Annotated in this window: 19 protein-coding genes and 2 pseudogenes; 7 read left to right on the forward strand and 14 right to left on the reverse strand. The window is 70.8% G+C overall.

Annotation, left to right across the window (positions count from 1 at the left end):
* From ACFY5C_RS08905 to ACFY5C_RS08945, 9 genes and pseudogenes are all read right to left on the reverse strand, one after another.
* Positions 1-186, reverse strand: a pseudogene (locus tag ACFY5C_RS08905) (chitinase); the annotation flags it as partial.
* Positions 187-501: 315 nt separating this feature from the next.
* Entirely contained in the window at positions 502-3,267 is a 2,766-nt protein-coding gene (locus ACFY5C_RS08910; protein ID WP_389442253.1) for a fumarate reductase/succinate dehydrogenase flavoprotein subunit, read from the reverse strand.
* 92 nt (positions 3,268-3,359) lie between these two features.
* Positions 3,360-4,193 (reverse strand): ABC transporter ATP-binding protein, encoded by an 834-nt coding sequence (locus ACFY5C_RS08915; protein ID WP_389442256.1) that lies wholly within the window; start codon positions 4,191-4,193, stop codon positions 3,360-3,362.
* Positions 4,190-5,068 carry an ABC transporter permease gene (locus tag ACFY5C_RS08920; protein ID WP_389442258.1) on the reverse strand — a complete coding sequence of 293 codons (879 nt, stop codon included), beginning with the start codon at positions 5,066-5,068 and terminating at the stop codon, positions 4,190-4,192. The genes ACFY5C_RS08915 and ACFY5C_RS08920 overlap by 4 nt, the downstream gene beginning before the upstream one ends.
* Entirely contained in the window at positions 5,065-6,420 is a 1,356-nt protein-coding gene (locus tag ACFY5C_RS08925) for an ABC transporter substrate-binding protein (RefSeq protein ID WP_389442260.1), read from the reverse strand. The genes ACFY5C_RS08920 and ACFY5C_RS08925 overlap by 4 nt, the downstream gene beginning before the upstream one ends.
* Before the next feature lie 14 nt (positions 6,421-6,434).
* A complete protein-coding gene (locus tag ACFY5C_RS08930; RefSeq protein WP_031480193.1) occupies positions 6,435-6,662 on the reverse strand; it encodes a ferredoxin family protein in 228 nt (75 codons plus the stop codon).
* Between the two features lie 85 nt (positions 6,663-6,747).
* A complete protein-coding gene (locus ACFY5C_RS08935) occupies positions 6,748-7,518 on the reverse strand; it encodes a GntR family transcriptional regulator (RefSeq protein ID WP_389442263.1) in 771 nt (256 codons plus the stop codon).
* Positions 7,519-7,655: 137 nt separating this feature from the next.
* On the reverse strand, positions 7,656-8,849 hold the full coding sequence (locus tag ACFY5C_RS08940; RefSeq protein WP_389442265.1) for an RNA polymerase sigma factor: 1,194 nt from the start codon (positions 8,847-8,849) through the stop codon (positions 7,656-7,658).
* Positions 8,849-9,202 carry a YciI family protein gene (locus ACFY5C_RS08945; RefSeq protein WP_389442268.1) on the reverse strand — a complete coding sequence of 118 codons (354 nt, stop codon included), beginning with the start codon at positions 9,200-9,202 and terminating at the stop codon, positions 8,849-8,851. The genes ACFY5C_RS08940 and ACFY5C_RS08945 overlap by 1 nt, the downstream gene beginning before the upstream one ends.
* Positions 9,203-9,448: 246 nt before the next feature.
* Between ACFY5C_RS08945 and ACFY5C_RS08950 the strand changes: the two genes are divergently transcribed.
* Positions 9,449-9,889, forward strand: coding sequence for an SPW repeat protein (locus tag ACFY5C_RS08950; protein WP_389442271.1), 441 nt, complete (start codon positions 9,449-9,451; stop codon positions 9,887-9,889).
* A gap of 80 nt (positions 9,890-9,969) precedes the next feature.
* Here the strand turns inward: ACFY5C_RS08950 and ACFY5C_RS08955 are convergent, their stop codons facing one another.
* Positions 9,970-10,737 (reverse strand): ArsR/SmtB family transcription factor, encoded by a 768-nt coding sequence (locus tag ACFY5C_RS08955; RefSeq protein ID WP_389443357.1) that lies wholly within the window; start codon positions 10,735-10,737, stop codon positions 9,970-9,972.
* A 198-nt stretch (positions 10,738-10,935) separates the two neighbouring features.
* Between ACFY5C_RS08955 and ACFY5C_RS08960 the strand changes: the two genes are divergently transcribed.
* The 3 genes from ACFY5C_RS08960 (at position 10,936) to ACFY5C_RS08970 (ending at position 12,487) form a co-directional block, all read left to right on the forward strand.
* Positions 10,936-11,535 (forward strand): hypothetical protein, encoded by a 600-nt coding sequence (locus ACFY5C_RS08960; protein WP_389442273.1) that lies wholly within the window; start codon positions 10,936-10,938, stop codon positions 11,533-11,535.
* A gap of 55 nt (positions 11,536-11,590) precedes the next feature.
* The gene (locus ACFY5C_RS08965) at positions 11,591-12,154 is read left to right on the forward strand and encodes an AAA family ATPase (RefSeq protein ID WP_389442276.1); all 564 of its coding nucleotides are present in this window, start codon (positions 11,591-11,593) and stop codon (positions 12,152-12,154) included.
* Positions 12,155-12,223: 69 nt separating this feature from the next.
* Positions 12,224-12,487 carry a GlsB/YeaQ/YmgE family stress response membrane protein gene (locus ACFY5C_RS08970; RefSeq protein WP_389442279.1) on the forward strand — a complete coding sequence of 88 codons (264 nt, stop codon included), beginning with the start codon at positions 12,224-12,226 and terminating at the stop codon, positions 12,485-12,487.
* Between the two features lie 95 nt (positions 12,488-12,582).
* On the opposite strand, the pseudogene ACFY5C_RS08975 reads toward ACFY5C_RS08970, so the two are convergent.
* Positions 12,583-12,756, reverse strand: a pseudogene (locus ACFY5C_RS08975) (GNAT family N-acetyltransferase); the annotation flags it as partial.
* A gap of 218 nt (positions 12,757-12,974) precedes the next feature.
* Between ACFY5C_RS08975 and ACFY5C_RS08980 the strand changes: the two are divergent.
* Positions 12,975-13,460 carry a nucleoside deaminase gene (locus tag ACFY5C_RS08980; protein ID WP_389442281.1) on the forward strand — a complete coding sequence of 162 codons (486 nt, stop codon included), beginning with the start codon at positions 12,975-12,977 and terminating at the stop codon, positions 13,458-13,460.
* Between the two features lie 9 nt (positions 13,461-13,469).
* Here ACFY5C_RS08980 and ACFY5C_RS08985 read toward each other — a convergent pair whose 3' ends face one another.
* Positions 13,470-14,324: a GNAT family N-acetyltransferase gene (locus tag ACFY5C_RS08985; protein ID WP_389442284.1), complete on the reverse strand. Its 855-nt coding sequence runs from the start codon at positions 14,322-14,324 to the stop codon at positions 13,470-13,472.
* Between the two features lie 205 nt (positions 14,325-14,529).
* On the reverse strand, positions 14,530-15,183 hold the full coding sequence (locus ACFY5C_RS08990; protein ID WP_389442286.1) for a chaplin: 654 nt from the start codon (positions 15,181-15,183) through the stop codon (positions 14,530-14,532).
* 270 nt (positions 15,184-15,453) lie between these two features.
* Here ACFY5C_RS08990 and ACFY5C_RS08995 point away from each other — a divergent pair, with 270 nt between their 5' ends.
* Entirely contained in the window at positions 15,454-17,070 is a 1,617-nt protein-coding gene (locus tag ACFY5C_RS08995; protein WP_389442289.1) for an alpha/beta fold hydrolase, read from the forward strand.
* A 64-nt stretch (positions 17,071-17,134) separates the two neighbouring features.
* Entirely contained in the window at positions 17,135-18,232 is a 1,098-nt protein-coding gene (locus ACFY5C_RS09000; protein WP_389442291.1) for a chemotaxis protein, read from the forward strand.
* A gap of 67 nt (positions 18,233-18,299) precedes the next feature.
* Here the strand turns inward: ACFY5C_RS09000 and ACFY5C_RS09005 are convergent, their stop codons facing one another.
* Positions 18,300-18,713: an SsgA family sporulation/cell division regulator gene (locus ACFY5C_RS09005; protein ID WP_389442293.1), complete on the reverse strand. Its 414-nt coding sequence runs from the start codon at positions 18,711-18,713 to the stop codon at positions 18,300-18,302.
* Positions 18,714-18,801: the final 88 nt, after the last annotated feature.

Consider the following 18,801-nt stretch of genomic DNA (forward strand, 5'->3'; position numbering starts at 1 on the left):
GGCGCTGAGGGCGGCGGTCAGGCCGCTGTACGAGTAGAACGAATTCCGGTTCGGGAACATCTGGTTGAACTGCGACTCGCTCACGACGAACCCGGCGGCGGACGCGCTCGGGGCCGGCTGGAACAGCAGAGCGGCGCTGCCCAGGGCGAGTGAGGAGAGCAGTGCGGCTATGCGGCGCCTCGACACAGGATCAACTCCTTTGCGGAGCACGGCCGCACCCGGACAAGGGCAGGGCGAAGCAGAGCCTTGAGCGCACGCGCCGACCGGGTCGGCCACGGCGTGGGGGCGGCCGTGGTGGGGGTTTGGAGACACACTCAACCGCGTTGGTATGTACCAGTCAAGGGTGTAGACCAAATAAGGTGTAGACCAATCAACCGGCCAGGGGGCCAAGGAAGTCGAGACGCGAGCTGACCCGCCGATCCGGCGAGCGAGCCGCTCCCGGCCGCATGACACAGGTCAGCTCAACGCGTCGGCAGAAGCCGGTCAGGCCACGGTGCTGGATCACCGCACCCCTCGGCCCGCGTACGCCCGGACGTCGGCGTCGGGGTCGTTCACCGCGGTCGTCAGCGCCGTGCGGGCTTCGGCATGGGCGGCGTGCCGCAGCAGGCTGAGTACCGCGGCCTTGCGCACATCGGCGTCGGTGTCGCGCAGCAGCCGGGCGAGGGCGGGCACAGCGTCTTCGGGTGCCGTCCCGCCGAGGGCCTTCGCCGCGCCCGCGCGGACCTGCCACGCCGGGTCCGCGAGCGCCGCCGTCACGGTGGCGAGGAGTCCGTCCGGGACGCCGAGGACGCCCAGGGCTTCCAGGGCCGCCGCACGTACCAGGGCGTCGGGGTCGTGGATCAGGCCGTGCAGGGCGGACGGCGTACCTGCCTGCGCCCGCGCAATGGGCGTGGCCAGAGCAGCGAACCCGCGCGCCACGGCGACCCGTACCTCACGTGCGGCGTCCGCGACCGCCCCCGACAGGGCAACGACCGCGTCCACCGAGATCAGGGCGCGTACGGCGGCCAGGCGCACCTCGATGTCCGGGTCGGCCAGGTGCACGGCGAACAGGGCCTCGTCACCCAGACGCAGGGCGCGCAGCACGTCCAGGGCCGCGGCGCGGGCCGTCGGGTCCGCTGCCGTCAGTGCGCGGACCAACGGCGCCCGCAACTCCGGCTCCGCCGTGAGGACTTCGGCCAGCTCACGCAGCGACGACGCGGCGGCGGCGCGCACCTGTCCGTCGCTGTCGGTCAGGGCGGAGCCCAGCGCGGGGCCCGTTCCGGGTGGGGCCGTCTCGGTCAGCGTCTTCACGGCCGCGAGGCGTACGGCGGCGTCCGGGTCCTTCAGGTAGGGCTCCAGCGCCGGGAGATCGGGTTCCTCCTCCGAGAGCGCGACGAGTTCGAGGATCCGTTCCCGGTTGGACTCCGAGGCGTCGTGCGCCGGGCCGTCGGGCGGTGCGGCCTCGCCCGGTTCCGCGGTGGCCTCGGCCGGCGGCGCCTCCCGGCGTCCCGCCGTCGCCGTGGCGAGCGGTTCCACCTCGCCCAGGTGGCGGGAGGGGCCGCCGGTGGGGGTGAACTCGTCGACGGGCACGAGGTAGGGGGCGACGGGACGCGCCGTGAATTCCATGGCTCCCGAAGGACCCTTGCGCAGGTCGAGGTGGTGCAGCCAGCGCGTGTCGTCCCGCTGGGGGTGGTCGAGGCGCTCGTGGTACAGGCCCCAGCGGGACTCGGTACGGGCCAGGGACGACCGGGCCGCCATCTCCGCGCAGTCGCGGATGAACGAGACCTCGGCGCAGCGCATCAGCTCGTGCGGTGTCCGCGCCCCCATCCCGGCGATCTCGTCCCGCATCCGCTCGAAGTGCTCCAGCGCGAGGGAGAGCCGGGCGCCGCTCTTGGGCGGGGCGACGTAGTCGTTGACGAAGCGGCGCAGTTTGTACTCGACCTGGGGCTGAGCCGGGCCGTCAGGACTGCGCAGCGGACGGTAGATCAACTCGTGGGCCTCGGCAAGCTGGTCCTGTGGCAGCTCGCCCTGGTACGCCTTGTACTGAGCCGCGTCCTCGCCCGCCAGGTCACCGAAGACGAACGCCCCGATCATGTAGTTGTGCGGGACGCAGGCCAGGTCGCCCGCCGCGTACAGGCCGGGGACGGTGGTGCGGGCGTGGTCGTCGACCCGTACTCCCGAGGCGGAGTGACCGCCGCACAGACCGATCTCGGAGATGTGCATCTCCACGTCGTGGGTGCGGTAGTCGTGGCCGCGTCCGGAGTGGAAGGTGCCGCGGGTGGGGCGCTCGGTGGAGTGCAGGATGGACTCCAGGGCCGAGATCGACTCCTCGGGGAGATGGCTGAGCTTGAGGTAGACCGGGCCGCGGTCGGAGGCGACCTCGGCGGCGAACTCGGCCATCATCTGCCCGGACCAGTAGTCGGAGTCGACGAACCGCTGCCCGTGCCGGTTGACCTGGTAGCCGCCGAACGGGTTGGCGACATAGGCGCAGGCCGGGCCGTTGTAGTCCTTGATGAGCGGGTTGATCTGGAAGCACTCGATACCCGTCAGCTCGGCACCCGCGTGGTACGCCATCGCGTAGCCGTCGCCTGCGTTCGTGGGGTTCTCGTACGTGCCGTACAGATAGCCGCTCGCAGGCAGCCCCAGACGGCCACAGGCCCCGGTCGCGAGGATCACCGCACCCGCCCGCACGACCACGAACGCCCCGGTGCGGGTGTTGAATGCGGCGGCGCCGACCGCCTTGCCGGCGGCGGTCAGGACCCGCACCGGCATCAGCCGGTTCTCGATACGGACCTTCTCGCGCACCTCCCGCCTGCGCAACTGCCGGTAGAGGACCTTCTTGACGTCCTTGCCCTCGGGCATGGGCAGTACGTACGAGCCCGAGCGGTGCACCTGGCGGACCGCGTACTCGCCATGCTCGTCCTTCTCGAACTTCACCCCGTACGACTCCAGGCGCTGCACCATCTCGAAGCCCCGAGTGGCCGTCTGACGAACCGTCGACTGGTCGACGATGCCGTCATTGGCGCGGGTGATCTCGGCGACGTAGTCGTCCGGTTCCGCACGGCCGGGGATGACGGCGTTGTTGACGCCGTCCATCCCCATGGCCAGCGCTCCGGAGTGCCGGACGTGTGCCTTCTCCAGCAGCAGCACGGACGCACCGCGCCCGGCGGCGGTGAGCGCGGCCATGGTGCCGGCGGTGCCGCCGCCGATCACCAGGACGTCGCAGGTCAGCTCCTCGGCCGAGTCCAGGGCGGGGATCTCCGTCAGGGTGGCGGTGGCTGGGGTCATGGCAGGGGTGCCTTTCAGGACGTACGGGGGGCAGCCGAGGGTCGTGCGGGGCCGAGCCGGGTGGGTGCTCGGGACGTGGGGCCGAGGCACGCTCAGGTCGGGCGGGAGCCGAGGGACTCGAGGATGTCGTGGCGCAGTGCCACCGTCGCAGTGTCGTCGCGGGCGCCCCGGTCACGGGGCCGCGGTACCGTCCGGACACCGGTGAGGCCACCCGCGCCGAGCAGTGCGACGCGGTCACCGAGGAACAGTGCCTCGTCCACGTCGTGGGTGACGAACACGACGGTGGCTCCGGTCCCGCGCAGCACCTCCACCAGCAACTGCTGCATGCCGGCCCGGGTCTGGGCGTCCAGGGCGCCGAAGGGCTCGTCCATGAGCACGGCCCGCGGCTGCCCGGCGAGCGCGCGTGCGAGCTGTACCCGTTGGCGCTGCCCTCCGGAGAGCCGGTGCGGCAACTGCCGCTGCCGGTCGGGCAGGCCGACCCGGTCCAGCCACTCCTCCGCCCTGACACGGCGCTCGACGCGGCCCAACCCTCTGATGGCAAGCGGCAGTTCGACGTTGGCCCGGGCCGTGCGCCACGGCAGCAGCGCGTCCTCCTGGAAGACGAGCGCCCGGTCCGCGCCGGGGCCCGTGACGGGCCGCCCGTCCTGGGCGACCTGTCCGGCGAGCGTGGGCAACAGCCCGGCAAGCGTCCGCAGCAGGGTCGATTTCCCGCACCCGGACGGGCCGACGACCGTCAGGATCTCGCCGGGGGCGGCTTCGAGGTCCACCCCGTGCAGCACGACGGCGCCGGGTCGTCCGAGGTCCGTCCCGGTGAGGCTGAGCCGTGCCCCGGAGGCGGGGAGTTCGGCCCGCGAGGCGGTGGAGGGCGTATGTATGGCGGAAGCGGTGGCGGTGGTGGTAGTGGTGGTGTCCGATTCCGTGCTCATGACGTGGCACTCCCTTCACGGCGCGGCAGCCAGTGCGTCAGGCGGCGTCCCAGGAGCTCCACCACGGTGGAGGTCAGCCAGCCGAGCATGCCGATGCTGACGATGCCGGTGAACACGCCCGGATAGTCCAGGACGGTGTAGTCCTGCCAGGTGCGATAGCCGATCCCGTACTCGCCGGAGATCATCTCCGCGGAGATCACGCAGATCCACGAGACGCCGATCCCCACCGACAGTCCGCCGAAAATCCCTGGCAGCGCGCCGGGCAGCACCACGGAGGCGAGCACCCGCCACCGTCCGCCGCCCATGGTGAGCACGGCCTCCTCCCACACCGGGGCCAGTGCGCGCACCGCGTGCCGGGTGGCGACCAGGACCGGGAAGAAGGCGGCGGTGAAGGTGATGAAGACGATGCCCTGCTCATTGCTGGGGAAGAGCAGGATCGCCACCGGTACCAATGCGATCGCGGGGACGGGTCGCAGCACCTCCAGGACCGGTCCGATCAGGTCCGCGGCCCAGCGGGAGCGGCCGACTGCCACGCCCGCTGCGACGCCGAGCACCGCGGCGAGCAGGAACCCGGTGACGATCCTGCGCAGGCTGTCGCTCACGTCCTGCCAGTACGCGCCGTCGGCGAGCCGCTGCCCGAACTCCCGGGCCACGTCGGTGACGGACGGGAACTGGTCGAAACGCAGCCACAGTTGGACGTCCAGCGTGGTGAGCAGCTGCCACACCGTGAGCGCCGCGAGCAGTGACAGCACGCGTACGACCGGTCGGAGGCGGGCCGTGCGCCGAGCGGGGGCCGGCCGCGCGGAGGCCTTGCTCGCCTTGCTCGCCTTGTTCGCTTTCCTCGGCTTCGTCGGCGGGGCGGTCACCGCGCTCATGACGCCCGCTCCAGTGCGGTGGCGTAGGAGACGGTACGGGCCCCGGGGTGGGCCTCGGTGTACGCGCGCGCGGCTGAGGGCGTGACGAACGGCCGCAGTTCCTCGCCGTCCTGGACCCAGACCGCCTTGTCGGCGTACCAGCGCGTGCCGGTGGCGGCGTCCGGTACGTACGCGGCGCGCACATCGCCCTTGCGCCCGGCGACGAACTTCAGCAGTGCGGCGGGCGAGTCGAAGGGCCGGGTGCTGTCCTCGCCCTTGAGCCACACCTCACTGCGCGAGGGCTCGGGGGTGGCGGCGAGCCGCTCGGCGTACTCCTTGCCGTACACGCGCGTGATCGGGCCCTCGTCGACGAAGGCGTCCACGTCCACGTCGCCCACGAGTTTCGCCGAGCGCAGCACCGGCACGTCCTTCTTCAGCGCGGAGACGAGCTGCGGCTTGACGGTCGGGTCGAAGGTGGCGATGCCGCCACTGCCGTTGTAGAGGTAGACGACCTCCGCGGGCAGGCCGGTGGCCTCGGCGACCTTCTCGGCGGCCTGGACGGGGTGTTCGTTCAGGTAGCGCGTGGCCTCGATCTGTGCGGCGAGGAAGGCGTCGAGCACCTTCGGCCGCTGCTCGGCGAAGTCCTCACGGACCGTCACCCCATGGAAGGTCGGCAGGTCGAGTTCCGCACCGTCGTACAGCGCCTTCGCCTTGCCCTGGAAAGCGAGCAGACCGGGCCAAGCCACGAACTGCGACAGGGCGTCGGCACTGCCCGCTTGCAGTGCCGATGCGCCCACCGACGGCTGCTGGTTGAGCTTGCGGATGTCCTTCTCCGGGTCGATCCCGGCGCGCTGCAGCGCTCGTACGAGGGTCCCGTCGGCGGCCGAACCGATGCTGGTGGACACGTTCTTGCCCCGCAGGTCCTTGAGCGAGGCGAGCTTCGAGTGCGGCGCCGTGACCACGGTGTTGAGGGCGCCGCGCAGGTTGTAGCCGGTGACCGAGACGAGCCGGGTGGGACGATTCAGCTGTTTGCCGCGGGCGGCGTTGATCAGCAGCGGGAAGTCGCCCATGGACCCGATGTCGATCTTCCCCGCGGCCATCTGCGCCGTGATGGGCGCGCCCGTGGCGTAGTCCTGCCACTGGACCTTGTAGGAAACACCGTCCCGTTTGCCCTGGGCGGCGAGTTCGCGTTCGAAGTAGCCGAGCGAGCGCAGCAGGGTGCCGGCGGTGACGGTGTTGATGGTCTTGGACTGGTAGCCGACGGTGACGGTGACGTGCTTGTCGTCGCCGGCCGCCGCATTGCCGCCGCAGCCCGAGACGAGCGTGCTGACGAGGGCTGCCGCGAGCAGGGCTGCTGGAGTCGTGGGTTTCATGGGGAGAGGGCCTTTCACCGCAGCAGGTAGGGCATGTTGACCGTGACGGCCCCGGTGGGGCAGCGGGCGGCGCAGGGGCCGCAGTACCAGCACTCGTCGACGTGCATGTACGCCTTGCCGCTGTCGGGGTTGATCGCCAGGGAGTCCAGCGGACACATGTCGACACAGAGCGTGCAGCCGTCGATGCACTTCGACTCGTCGACGGTCACGGGCACGTCGGCCCGCTGGGGCACCAAGGGCATGGCTGTCTCCAGTGAGGTACTGCGAGGGATGAGTTACGCCTGACGTCCGACTCCCGGCATCAGGCTCCGCGTGGATCGCGGGTGTTCACAGGGAGCGGCGCAGCAGCCCGCTCATCGCGATACGGTCCCCGCGAAACCGGATGAACTCCAGGTCCACGGGCCTGCCGTCGCACAGGTGGGTGAGGCGCTCCAGCATCAGCACGGCGGTGCCGCGCGGTGCCTGGAGGACGGTGGCGGAGTGCGCGTCGGCGTTGACGGCCTCCAGAGTGATCTCCGCGTGCCCGAGCGGTTGCCCGGTGATCTGCTCCAGCAACCGGAAGACGTCGGTGTTCTCCAGGTCGGCGCTGATCAGTTCACTGCCGATGTCCAGCGGCAGATAGGTGAGGTCGAGGGAGAGCGGCAGCCCGTTCAGCCTGCGGAGCCGCTCGATGTAGAGGACATCGGTGCCGGTGGGCAGCCGCAGTCGCTCGGCCACGAGTGCCGGCGCGGCGACCGGGCCCATGGTGCGTACCTCATTGCTCACTCGGCCGTGTTCCCGCAGGGTCTCCGCGAGGCCCATCAACCGGTCGAGGCCGTGCGAGTACTTCTCGGCGACGACGACGGTGCCCACACCGGGCAGCCGCTCGACGAGCTGCTCGGCGCGCAGCAGGTCCAGGGCATGCCGGACGGTGTTCCGTGACACCTGGTAGTCGGCGGCGAGTACGTCCTCGTGGGGCAGTACGCCGCTGGGAAATCCCCCGGTCAGCACCAGGTGCCGCAGCAGGTCCGCGAGCTGCCGCGCCCGGTCGGCACGCAGCCGCCGGCGGCGGGCTGCGGCGAGCGGCGCGGTGTGCTCGCGGGTTCGTTCTGCTGGCATGCGCAGACCATACCGACGGTTGCCGCTCAGTGGTGTTACCGCATCATTGCGCCACCTGAGCACCTCTCGCCAGGACGCTGACCTGTGACTTTGCGGGAGGGCGGCATGGTTTCGCCACTACGTGCCCGGCTCGGCCGTCAGCTGCGGAGGAGTTCACGACGGCGGCGTTCGAGGTACGCCCGCTCCGCCGGGTTCTCCGCGAGCGCGCGGGCGGACTCGTACTCTCGCACGGCCTCCGTGTGGCGCCCCAGGCGGCGCAGGAGGTCCGCGCGGACGGCGTGGAAGACGTGGTAGCCGTCGAGATCCAGCGCGTCCACGAGGTCGAGGGCCGACGCCGGGCTTTCGACCTCGGCCACGGCGACGGCTCGGTTCAGAGCGACGACGGGGCTGGGAGCGATGGCCAGGAGGTGGTCGTAGAGCTGTCGGACCTGGATCCAGTCCGTGGCCTGCGGGGTGGGCGCGTCGCTGTGCACCGCCTGGATCGCCGCCTGGATCTGGTACGGCCCCGGCCGGCCCAGGCGCAGGCACCGGCGGACGAGAGACTGTCCCTCGGCGATCAGTTCACGGTCCCAGCGGCCGCGGTCCTGTTCCGGGAGCGGTATGAGCTCGCCGCGGTCGTCCTGCCGGGCGGGCCGGCGGGACTCGACGAGGAGCATCAGCGCGAGCAGCCCGGCGACCTCGGGCTCGTCCGGCATGAGTTCGGCCAGCAGACGACCGAGGCGTACGGCTTCCGCGCACAGGCCCGCCTCACCCTCGTACCCCTGGTTGAAGATCAGGTAGACGACGGCCAGCACCCCCGCGAGCCGGTCCGGCAGGTCGGCGTCGCGGGGCACGCGGTACGGGATGGCGGCGTTGCGGATCTTCGCCTTGGCCCGCACGAGCCGCTGGGCCATCGTCGGCTCCGGCACCAGGAAGGCCCGCGCGAGCTGCGCGGTGGTGAGCCCGCCCAGCAGACGCAGGGTCAGGGCGACCCGCGCCTGGACGGCGAGGGCGGGGTGGCAGCAGGTGAAGATGAGCCGGAGCCGGTCGTCGCGCACGGGGCCCTCCTCGGGAGGTGCGTCGGAGGTGTGCAACAGGGCGGCCTGGGCGTGGCGTTCGGTCCTGGTGGCCTCGCGGCGCAGCCGGTCGACGGCGCGGTTGCGGGCGGTGGTGATGATCCAGCCTGCGGGGCTCGGCGGCACGCCGGTCTCCGGCCAGCGCCGCAGGGCCGTGGCGAAGGCGTCCTGGACCGCTTCCTCGGCAAGGTCGATGTCGCCGAGGAAGCGGACGAGTACGGCGACCGCGCGGCCGTACTCCGCACGGAAGACGCCTTCGACGTCCGTGGCCGTCATCAGTCCTCGGCCTCGCCCATGAACGGCCGCACCTCGATTGGCAATGTGGTCGCCAGTGCGAGCTTGCGGCCCCATTCCAGCGCCGCGTCCAGATCGGGCGCCTTGATGAGGCTGATGCCCCCGAGCATCTCCTTGCCCTCGGCGTACGGTCCGTCGGTGACCAGGATGTCGCCGTCGCGGGGCCGCAGCACGGTGGAGGACTCCGGTCCGTGCAGTCCTCCGGCGAACACCCAGGCGCCGGCCTCGCGCAGCTCCCGGTTGAGGGTGTCGAGGTTCTTCTCGATCTCACCGAGGACGTCCGCAGCGGGCGGTTCTGCGACGGGCTGCATCACATTGAGCAGGTAGTACTTCATGACGGTCTCCTCGTACATCGTGACCGGTCTGCCGGTCTCTCACCTCCTACACGAACGGCATCCGCCCGGATCGACACCCCGCACGCCGACACCGGTGAGAAGTTCCGGAGAGTCACTCCGCTTACATCGTCATGAACCCGTCGAGCTCTACACATAAAGAAGAAATAAGCGCAGAATGGCCCTAGGCGGCTCTTACCGCACACCGCACCAGACGCGGTCAGGCCTGCGAGTCAAAGGAGACGAGTCATGGCCAACGTCTCGCCCACCAGAGGTGACATAGCAGCTCACCCTGATGTATCCGAAATGCGGGACCGCTACGCCCGCATGCTCGGCGGTCGCGATGTGGCGCTCGTGGACGGACCGGTGTTCCTGCTCGGTCTCTACTGCGCGGCATCCCCCTGGATACTTCACTACACGACGAGCCAGCCGGCACTCGTGACTCACAACCTGATCATGGGTATCGCGATCGGCCTGCTGGCCCTCGGATTCACCCGGGCCCCGGAACGCATGTACGGCCTCAGCTGGGCCTTCTGCGCGATGGGCGTCTGGATGATCATCGCGCCGTGGGTCGTCGGGGAGAGCCCGGACGCGGGCGTCATCGTGAACAACATCATCATCGGCGCGCTGGCCGTGATCCTGGGGATGGTGTGCGCCGGTACAGCGGCGAAGAGCACCCCGAGGCCGTAGCGGCAGACCGAGAGCAGGACACGCAGGCCGGTCCGCACCAGCGGGCCGGCCTTCGCGCGTCCGCCTCCGGGCAACCCGGCTCAGCGGGCCGGCATCAACCACGGTTCCTGGGGCAGGACATGGCCTGTCTCCAGGAGCGACTTGAGGTTGGACAGCACCGCAGGCCAGCCGGACGACACGTCGGCACGCGCGCTCTCGTCGGGCAGGTCCTCGTGGGTCACTGTGAGACGGACGATCTCGGCGTGCTGCTGGATGTCGAAAGTGACCCGGGAGTACTTGTCGTCCTGCCCCTCCTCGTCGGGCGCCACCCAGGTGGTGACGAGGCGGCAGGGGCGTTCGCTCTCCACCACGGTGCCCACCACGTCGGCGATGCCCGAACCGTCCGTACGGACGTGTTCCCAGCGGGAACCGGCCCGCCAGTCCGAGACGTTGCTGTGGCCCCAGTAGGCGGCCGTCAGGTCGGCGTCGGTGAGGGCGTCCCAGACCTTCTCGGCGGTGCTCTCGATATAGGTGACGTACACATACGTGGGCTGGTCGGTCATGGCTTCCTCGGCTCGTCGTTTCACGGCCCCGAGCACGCGCAGGCGCGGGCTCTCGAACTTGTCGATCCACCGCTCCTGGATCTCGTGGAGCGGGACCGGATTGAGGTAGTGCAGCTTTTCCCGTCCCCGCCGCACCGTGCTGACCAGGTTGGCGGCTTCCAGGACGGCCAGATGCTGAGTCACGGACTGGCGCGCCATGTCGATACGCGCGCACAGCTCGCCCAGCGTCTGCCCGTTGTCCTCGTGCAGCCGGTCCAGGAGCCGCCGGCGGGTTCCGTCGCTCAGCGCCTTGAAGACCTGGTCCATCTCGGGGTCGCCCTCTGATCGCACACTCAACGTTATGCAGGCAATTACCTGCATGTCAATGGAGACAGATCGCGAGCCCGCCCGCTTCGACCAATAAATGCCGAATGCCTGTTACACGACGTATGGGGCCCCTTGATGAGCGATCCGTAGCTTCGAACGCATCGGTACGAACGAACCCCACCTAAGGACGATTCACTGATGCGTGCCCCCCGCACCCTGCGCACCGCCCTCATCGCCACCGGCGTCACCGCCGCGCTGGGGGTCTCGGCCGCGGGCGCCTTCGCCGTCGACGCGCCCTCCACCCCGACCGCGAGGTCCGCGGCGCACCAGTCCAAGACCAAGCGCGTCTACGTGAAGACCGTGAAGCTCGCGGACAAGGTCAGCCGGGCCAAGGTCTACAGGACCGGCAAGAACCACTACGAGGCGGAGCTCTGGGCCGAGGGCCTCCAGTACGGCGCCCTCTACACCCAGGGATGGCCCGCCTACGCCCAGAACAACGGACTGCACATCACCCTCCACCCGAACGGCAAGGTCACGTCCTGGCTCCAGCACGCCAAGCCGAAGCCCCAGCCGGTCACGAAGCGCGTCCTGGTCGCCATGCCGACCCTGGCGGACGGGAAGACGCAGGCGAAGCTCTACAAGCTGACGGACGACCATTACGAGGCCGACCTCCACACAGGCACCACCCACCTCGACACCCTCGTCGCCAACGGCCACGCCGCGCACGGCGAGGACAACGGCCTGCATGTATCCCTGCAGCCGGACGGCCAGTTGAGGTCCTGGCTGGACGGGCACTGACCTGGGACGCCAAAACGCCTCGCCGAGCATCCCCGCACCCGGGCACCCTGCTCGCATGGACCATGCGGAGGTACTGCTCATCGGGGGAAGGGCCGGGGTCGGAAAGACGACTGTCGGCTGGGAGGTGTCGGCTCGGCTGCGGGTCGCGCGGGTCGCGCACGCAGTGATCGACGGTGACTTCATGGGCGCCGTCCATCCGGCGCCGCCGGGGGACGCAGACCGGGCCGGCGTCACGGAGCGGAACCTGGCTGCCGTGTGGGAGAACTACGCGGCCCTCGGCTACCGGCGTCTCGTCTACTCGAACACCGTCAGCGTGCTCGACGAGGCCGCGCCCATGTTCCGGCGGGCCATGGGGGATCGCGTACGGCTCGTACGGGTCCTGCTCACCGCCACCGACGAGACTGCCGAACAGCGGCTGACCGGGCGGGAGCTGGGCTCCGAGCTGGAGCACGAGATGAGGAGCAGCGCGCGCAGGGCGCGGCTTCTCGAGGAGCGGGCGCCGGTGGGTGTGGTGCGCGTGGTGACGGACGGCCGCTCAGTGATCGACATCGCCTCGGAGGTGGTGGCTGTCACCGGCTGGGCCGACATGGGACTTGGCGGAGCGTCGGCCACTGGTTGAACCGGAGCGGACTGTCCCTGCCCGCAGGGGGAACTCAACCATTGCGGGGACAGGAGGAAGAGGGGCGAAATGGAGATCTCGGGCATCATCAGTGCCATCGTGATCGGCATCGTCATCGGTGTGCTCGGACGGCTCGTGATTCCGGGCCGCCAGCGCATCGGTGTCCTGTGGACGATCCTCGTCGGCATCGTGGCCGCCCTGCTCGGCTCGGCGATCGCGGCCGGCCTCGACGTGGCCGACACCGACGGCGTCGACTGGGTCGAGTGGCTCATCCAGATCGGCCTCGCCGCGCTCGGCGTCGCCGCGCTGGACCGGACGAAGGCGCGCCGCTGACGCCGTAGCCGAAGACACGAGGGGCGACCTGACGTTCAGGCGGCTCGCCACGACGGCCCGCACGAGCGGCGAGGCCGTCGTGGCGAGCCACGCCGCTACGGCCCGTACGGGTACGGCGTCGTGGTGGTCGGTGGCTCGAAGCCCAGCCGTTCCAGGACGGGACGGCTCGTAGCCATGGCGTCGACCTGGAGGTACCGGTATCCGCGGTCCGCGGCGGCGCGGGCGCGGCGGGCGACGAGGGCGCGGTGGATGCCGCAGCCCCGCCGGCCCGCGGGCCGCGCGCCTGCACGCATGGCCCGGTCGAAGAGCGCGAGTACCCCGGCGTGATCCAGGGGGTGACCTCAGCAGCAGGTCGATGCCGGGGCAACACCTCTAGGGGCGCGCCCGTCCCTCCTCGCCGTCCGGGCCTACGTCGGCGAAGCTGGGTCCGTAGAAAACGCCCTAGGGAAACGCAGGGAAGCCGCGCCGCGAGGAAGGCCCGCACACCATGCCCGTGAAGAACGCCGAACTGCCTTATCTGCGCCGCTGCGTCGCGCTCGCGACCGAGGCTCTCGAGGCCGGGGACGAGCCGTTCGGCTCGGTGCTGGTGGGGGCGGACGGCTCGGTGCTCGCCGAGGATCACAACCGGGTGGCCTCGGGTGACCACACCCGGCACCCCGAGTTCGAGCTGGCACGCTGGTCCGCGGCCCGTATGGCGCCCGAGGAGCGGGCGGCCGCGACGGTGTACACGTCGGGCGAGCACTGCCCGATGTGCGCGGCCGCGCACGCCTGGGTCGGCCTGGGACGCATCGTGTACGTCGCCTCGTCGGAGCAACTGACCGGCTGGCTGGCCGAGTTGGGCGTGCCCGCCGGGCCGGTACGGCCGCTGCCGATCCAGGAGGTCGCACCGGGCGTGGCCGTCGAGGGCCCCGTGCCCGAGCTGACCGAGGACGTCCGCGCGCTGCACGTCCGGTTCCACCGGCCTCAGGGCTGAGCCCTCCCGCTAGCCGAGCTCCAGCGTGGTCACGCCGAAGACCCGCTCCTGGGCGTACGGCCGCACCGGCCCGGTGTACATACGGGCAGTCTCGAAGGAGGGCGTGAAACCCGCCTCCTCGGCGAGCGCCACGCCCGCCGGGTTGGTCTCGGGCACGTCGACGGCGACCTCGCGGCCGGCCACCTCGGCGGTCAGCGCGGCGAACAGAGCCCGCGCGTCCTCGGGGGTGTCGGCGAAGAGCGGGCCGATGCGCGGGCAGTCGTGGCCGGGGCGGATCACGCCGTAGCCGGTGACGCGGCCACCGGTGCGACGGACGACGGCATGATGCCCGGGGCCGGTGAGCCAGTGCGCGAGGAAGCGGGGACGGTCGGCGGGGGTGCAGGTGCCGTCGTACGCGGTGATCTCCGCCAGGTCCTGTGGCCGTACGGCGCTGACGTCCGCCGGAACCTGGGCCGAGGGCGCGGTCCCGCTGAAGCGGAAGGTGCGGTGGGCGAGCTCGAAGCCGGAGCGACGGTAGTTGTCCTGCTGGTCGACGACGCCGTCGAGACCCACCGTGCGGTTCTCCGCGTGCGCGAGCGCGGTCTTCCATGTGGTGAGGCCACAGCCCTGGCCGCGGACGTCGGGGCGGACCAGGTACCAGCCCAGGAAGCTGTAGTCGGCTCCGTAGTTGACGACGGAGATCGCCGAGACCGGCTCGCCGTCGATACGGCCGATGAAGAAGCCCTCGGGGTCCTGCGCGAAGAACGCCTCGCTGTCCGCGAGCCCCGGGTTCCAGCCCTCGTCGACGGCCCATCCGCGGACGACCGGCCAGTCGTCGAGGCCGGCCTGCGTGATCACGAGGTCCTGGGGGGCCGGGGACGTCATGGGTGTGCTCCGTTCCGTGCGGGTTCGGGAGGATGCGGGCGTGGTGATCGCCCACGCCCACAGCATCCTCGCGGATCTTCGGGGAGCACGTCACGGCATGATCAAGCCGTTGCCTCGCACAGGGGGCTGTCCGGACCGGTGTGCGCATGACGAAGGCCCCACCGCCCGCCGGGTGGGGCCTTCCCTGCCGCGCGTGAGGCGCGGGTCAGCTCACCGCCTGCGGGCGGAAGCGCCGGTACAGGACGGCTCCCCCCACTACGAGGAGCGTGCCGCCCGCCGCTGCCGCGGCGAGGGCCTGGTCGGCGCCCGTGTGGGCGAGGGTGCCCTCGGGCTCTCCCTGCGCGACGGGCGCGGGCGGCACCGGCCGGTGCTGGTGCGCCCGGGGCGGCGCCGGCTTCGGTGCCGGCTTCGTGGTGTCGGAAGGGCGGTCGCCAGGACCGTTCACCGACTCGTTGTCGATCGCCGCATTGCCGACCCCGACCACGTTCACGCTGTTGCCGCTGACGTTCACCGGGAGGTGAACCGGGAGCTCCACGACGTTGCCGGACGCGATGCCCGGCGAATCCTTTCCGCGGCCTTGGGCCGAAGCTCCGCTGTGCGACGCCGCGCCCTTCTTGCCACCGTCCGCGTTAGTGCAGGTGTTGCCGACGGCCGGATTGAGCAGCCCCACCACGTTCACGGTGTTCCCGCACACGTTCACCGGCACATGCACCGGCAGCTGAACGGTGTTGCCGGAGAGAAGCCCCGGCGATTCGGCCGCGGCACCATCCGCCGCGGAGTCGGCATACGCCGGGAACGTCACTGCCATCGCGCCCGAGGCGGCGACGGCGATCACACCGTATCGGGTAACCCGTCTCATAGGTTCCCTGCCTTCCAGACATGGTCGCGGGCACTCGCCCGCACCGGATAAAACGCAGGCGAACCATCCGAGTTATGGCTAATCGGCCATTCACCCCATCGAGTGTCAGGGTTGTCGAACTAGCGGTAAAAACTTCCACCGGCAACGAAAAGGGGCAGGGTACGCCCGCACGAGCGGTCCCGCACGTCCGGAGGCGTGCGTTCCGGGGCCCGCCTATCGTGAGCCAGGACGCCGTTTACCGGTCCGCGACGGGCGTCTCTGGAGGCATCGATGCTTGCCCACCTGTCAGCGCGGCCCATGCTGCGCCGCTGCGCGGTAACCGGCGCGGTAGGGCTGGCCCTGCTCGGCACGGGGCTGCCGGCGGCCACGGACAGTCCCGAGCCCGACCTCACACGGTTCTACCGGCAGAAGGTCACCTGGGCGAAGTGTCCGGGCGAGGGGCCGAAGGACATGCAGTGCGGCAAGGTCACCGTCCCTCTCGACTATGCCCGCCCCAGGACGGGGACGCTCGACCTGGCGCTCGCCCGCTACCGGGCCACGGGCGACAAGCAGGGTTCGGTGCTGGTGAACTTCGGCGGGCCGGGCGGTGCCGGCATCCCCCAGTTCGCCACCGCCGGCAAGGAGTTCATGGAGCTGACGGACGGCTACGACATCGTGACGTTCGATCCGCGCGGCGTCGGCAGGTCCTCGCCGGTCAGCTGCGGGGACGGCGAGGAGAACATCGACATGGCCGAGGACGGCACGGAGCTCGGACGTGATCCGCAGTCCGTCCTCGCCGACTTGAAGAAGGCGGCCGACGCGTGCGCCCGGCACTCCGGCCCCGTCCTGCCCTACATAGGCACGATCAACGCCTCGCGCGACATGGACGTGATGCGCGCGGCCCTCGGCGACAAAAAGCTCAACTATCTGGGCTTCTCCTACGGCACACGGCTCGGCTCGGTGTACGCCGCCCAGTTCCCCGACAAGGTCGGCCGGTTCGTGCTCGACGGCGTGGACACGCTGACCGAGTCGCTGATGGAGCAGGGCGTCGCGAGCGCCAAGGGGCAGCAGCAGGCGCTGGACGAGTTCATCAACTGGTGTGTGCAGGACATCGCCTGTCCGTTCGGGCAGGACGCACGCGAGGCACGCAAGCAGGTCGTACGACTGGTCGACTCGATGGACGAGAACCCGGTGCCGTCGGCGTTCGGCGAGCCGTTCACCGGCCAGGACCTGGTCGGCGCCATCGGGCAGGCGCTCTACAGCGAGGAGATGTGGCCCTCCCTGGAGCGGGCCCTGGCCTCACTGGTCGAGGACGGCGACACCCACGCCATCGAGGCCTTCGCGTCCGGCGGTGCCGCGCCCTGGCGACGCGAGGAGACCGACGCCCCCGGGGAGACCGACGGCCCCGAGGAGTCCGAGGAGCCCGACGGCGGCCTGGTCGACGAGGAGGACGTCCCCCTCGACAACCTCCCCGCGGCCCTGATGGCGATCAACTGCGCGGACGACCCCGACCGCCCCACCGGCAAGCAGATCGTCGACGGTCTCGACGGCCTGCGCGCCGCCTACGAGCAGGCCTCACCGGTCTTCGGCCCCTACCGGCTCACCGGGGTGCTGATGTGCTACGGCCGCCCCAGGGGCACGGACTTCATACGCGACGACGTGAAGGACGTGCACACGCCGAAGATGCTCCTCGTGGGCACGCGCGGCGACCCGGCGACGCCGTACCGCTGGACCGAGGAGACGGCGAAGCGACTCGGCTCGTCGGCCGTGGTGCTCGACAACAAGGGCAGCGGCCACACCGGCTACGCCTCTTCCAAGTGCGTTCACCGCAAGGTCGACACCTTCCTCCTGTACGGCACACTGCCGGCCGACGGCAGCTCCTGCGGCCCCGAGGAGCGCCGGGAGTAGATCCAGTACGGGGTGATGGATTGCCCCTAATGCCCGATCGGTGAATCGGTCCTATCGTGCTGTTATGGAGCACGCACTCAGTCCCACGACCCTCTCCGAGCTGCGGCGCCCGCGCCCCTATCCGGCCGTGTCCGTGCTGACGCCCACGCATCCCCGGGAGCCCTATCGGGCCCAGGACCAGGTCCGGCTGCGCAATGTCGTGGCCAAGGCCAAGAAACAGCTGGAGGCTGATCCTTCGGTCACCCGCGAGCGCCGGTTCGATGTCGAACGGCAGCTCGACCAGGCCCTCGCCGAGATCGATCTGACGCACGCCGAGGACGGCCTGGTGATCTTCGCCGCGCCGGGCGAACACCAGGTGTGGTCGGTCGCCCGAACCGTGCCCGAGCGCGTGGTGCTCTCGGACACCTTCCTGACCCGCAACCTCGTCTCCGCGCAGGCCGCCGAGCGGCCGTTCTGGGTGCTCTCGGTCTCCACGGACCGTGTCACCCTGTGGCACGGCGCCCTGGATCGCGTCACCGAGGCCCGCGTCGGCGGCTTCCCGCTGACCCGGGACATCCAGAACTTCGACGCGGAACGCCAGGAACAGATCGGCGACGTGCCGAGCAAGTTCCGCGACGAGGACACACGCCACTTCCTGAAGGAGGCGGACTCCGCGCTGGGCGCGGTCCTGCAGCACAGCCCGGGGCAGCTGTACGTCACCGGCGAGCCGGCCGCGCTGTCCCTGCTGGACGAGATCGGCGGCATCACCAGGTCCGCCGTGCACGTCCCCCACGGCGGGCTCGCGCAAGGCACCCGCGAAGCGGTGTGGCAGGCGGTCCGGCCGGTCATCGCCGCCGAGAACCGCAGAGGGACCGACGCAGTGGCCCGGGAGCTCGAAACCGCCCTCGGCCGTAAGGCGTTCGCCGCCGGCGTCGACGAGGTGTGGCGCAGCGCGCGCGAGGGCCGGGTGCGGCTGCTGGCCGTCGAGGAGAACTACCGCGTGACGGTGCGCGGCGAGGACGGCGACCATCTGATCCCGGCGGAGAGCGGCGACCTCGACGCCCGCGAGGACATCGTGGACGAGATCGTCGAGCAGTGCCTGGAGACCGGCGCCGAGGTCCGCTTCGTGCCGGACGGCACGCTGATCGACGCCCAGGGGATCGCGGGCGTGCTGCGGTACTGACGCCGGAGCGGCGAGGAGGCACAGCGGCGGCCCGTTCGCCTCCTCGCACGCCGCCGCGGTGCTCACGTCATACGCTGCCGAAGAGCGCGCTCAGGCCGCGCTCCACAACCGCCCCGAGGTCCTCCTCGCCGGACGCGACCACCGCGTACGTCCGCAGCAGGAAGCGGTTCAGGGCCGCGGTGTCGAACTGCAGCAGGGCCATGCCGTAGGGCGAGTGCAGCTCCACGACCGTACGCTCCTCGCCGCACGGCCAGATGTGCACGTCTCCGTCCCCGGCCGGGCCGCGCAGCCCCGCCTCCAGCAGGCTGCGCGCGAAGGTCCAGGTGGCACCGTGACCGTCGAGGGAGACGTCGCCCGGGAAGTCGATGTACACCGCCAGCGGGTCCGTGGAGGCATAGCGCAGCTTGGCGGGCACGGACAGTTCGCGCTCGTCGCCTGTGATCAGACGGGCGTGGGCGGGCTGCTCGAGGGCGATGTCCATGGGCGGTCTCCCTGCGGGTCGGCGGTCGGGCTCGGTTTTTGCCGCTGTCCTCTTACGACCCCGCAAGTGCCCTTCGCATTACGTCCAA

This window comes from Streptomyces sp. NPDC012935, from assembly GCF_042900345.1.
Lineage (GTDB): Bacteria > Actinomycetota > Actinomycetes > Streptomycetales > Streptomycetaceae > Streptomyces.

Excerpts from the sequence above, each read along its gene's own strand:
- ACFY5C_RS08910 (WP_389442253.1), bottom strand. The coding sequence starts at position 3,267 with ATGACCCCAGCCACCGCCACCCTGACGGAGATCCCCGCCCTGGACTCG.
- ACFY5C_RS08915 (WP_389442256.1), bottom strand. The coding sequence starts at position 4,193 with ATGAGCACGGAATCGGACACCACCACTACCACCACCGCCACCGCTTCC.
- ACFY5C_RS08920 (WP_389442258.1), bottom strand. The coding sequence starts at position 5,068 with ATGAGCGCGGTGACCGCCCCGCCGACGAAGCCGAGGAAAGCGAACAAG.
- ACFY5C_RS08925 (WP_389442260.1), bottom strand. The coding sequence starts at position 6,420 with ATGAAACCCACGACTCCAGCAGCCCTGCTCGCGGCAGCCCTCGTCAGC.
- ACFY5C_RS08930 (WP_031480193.1), bottom strand. The coding sequence starts at position 6,662 with ATGCCCTTGGTGCCCCAGCGGGCCGACGTGCCCGTGACCGTCGACGAG.
- ACFY5C_RS08935 (WP_389442263.1), bottom strand. The coding sequence starts at position 7,518 with ATGCCAGCAGAACGAACCCGCGAGCACACCGCGCCGCTCGCCGCAGCC.
- ACFY5C_RS08940 (WP_389442265.1), bottom strand. The coding sequence starts at position 8,849 with ATGACGGCCACGGACGTCGAAGGCGTCTTCCGTGCGGAGTACGGCCGC.
- ACFY5C_RS08945 (WP_389442268.1), bottom strand. The coding sequence starts at position 9,202 with ATGAAGTACTACCTGCTCAATGTGATGCAGCCCGTCGCAGAACCGCCC.
- ACFY5C_RS08950 (WP_389442271.1), top strand. The coding sequence starts at position 9,449 with ATGGCCAACGTCTCGCCCACCAGAGGTGACATAGCAGCTCACCCTGAT.
- ACFY5C_RS08955 (WP_389443357.1), bottom strand. The coding sequence starts at position 10,737 with ATGGACCAGGTCTTCAAGGCGCTGAGCGACGGAACCCGCCGGCGGCTC.
- ACFY5C_RS08960 (WP_389442273.1), top strand. The coding sequence starts at position 10,936 with ATGCGTGCCCCCCGCACCCTGCGCACCGCCCTCATCGCCACCGGCGTC.
- ACFY5C_RS08965 (WP_389442276.1), top strand. The coding sequence starts at position 11,591 with ATGGACCATGCGGAGGTACTGCTCATCGGGGGAAGGGCCGGGGTCGGA.
- ACFY5C_RS08970 (WP_389442279.1), top strand. The coding sequence starts at position 12,224 with ATGGAGATCTCGGGCATCATCAGTGCCATCGTGATCGGCATCGTCATC.
- ACFY5C_RS08980 (WP_389442281.1), top strand. The coding sequence starts at position 12,975 with ATGCCCGTGAAGAACGCCGAACTGCCTTATCTGCGCCGCTGCGTCGCG.
- ACFY5C_RS08985 (WP_389442284.1), bottom strand. The coding sequence starts at position 14,324 with ATGACGTCCCCGGCCCCCCAGGACCTCGTGATCACGCAGGCCGGCCTC.
- ACFY5C_RS08990 (WP_389442286.1), bottom strand. The coding sequence starts at position 15,183 with ATGAGACGGGTTACCCGATACGGTGTGATCGCCGTCGCCGCCTCGGGC.
- ACFY5C_RS08995 (WP_389442289.1), top strand. The coding sequence starts at position 15,454 with ATGCTTGCCCACCTGTCAGCGCGGCCCATGCTGCGCCGCTGCGCGGTA.
- ACFY5C_RS09000 (WP_389442291.1), top strand. The coding sequence starts at position 17,135 with ATGGAGCACGCACTCAGTCCCACGACCCTCTCCGAGCTGCGGCGCCCG.
- ACFY5C_RS09005 (WP_389442293.1), bottom strand. The coding sequence starts at position 18,713 with ATGGACATCGCCCTCGAGCAGCCCGCCCACGCCCGTCTGATCACAGGC.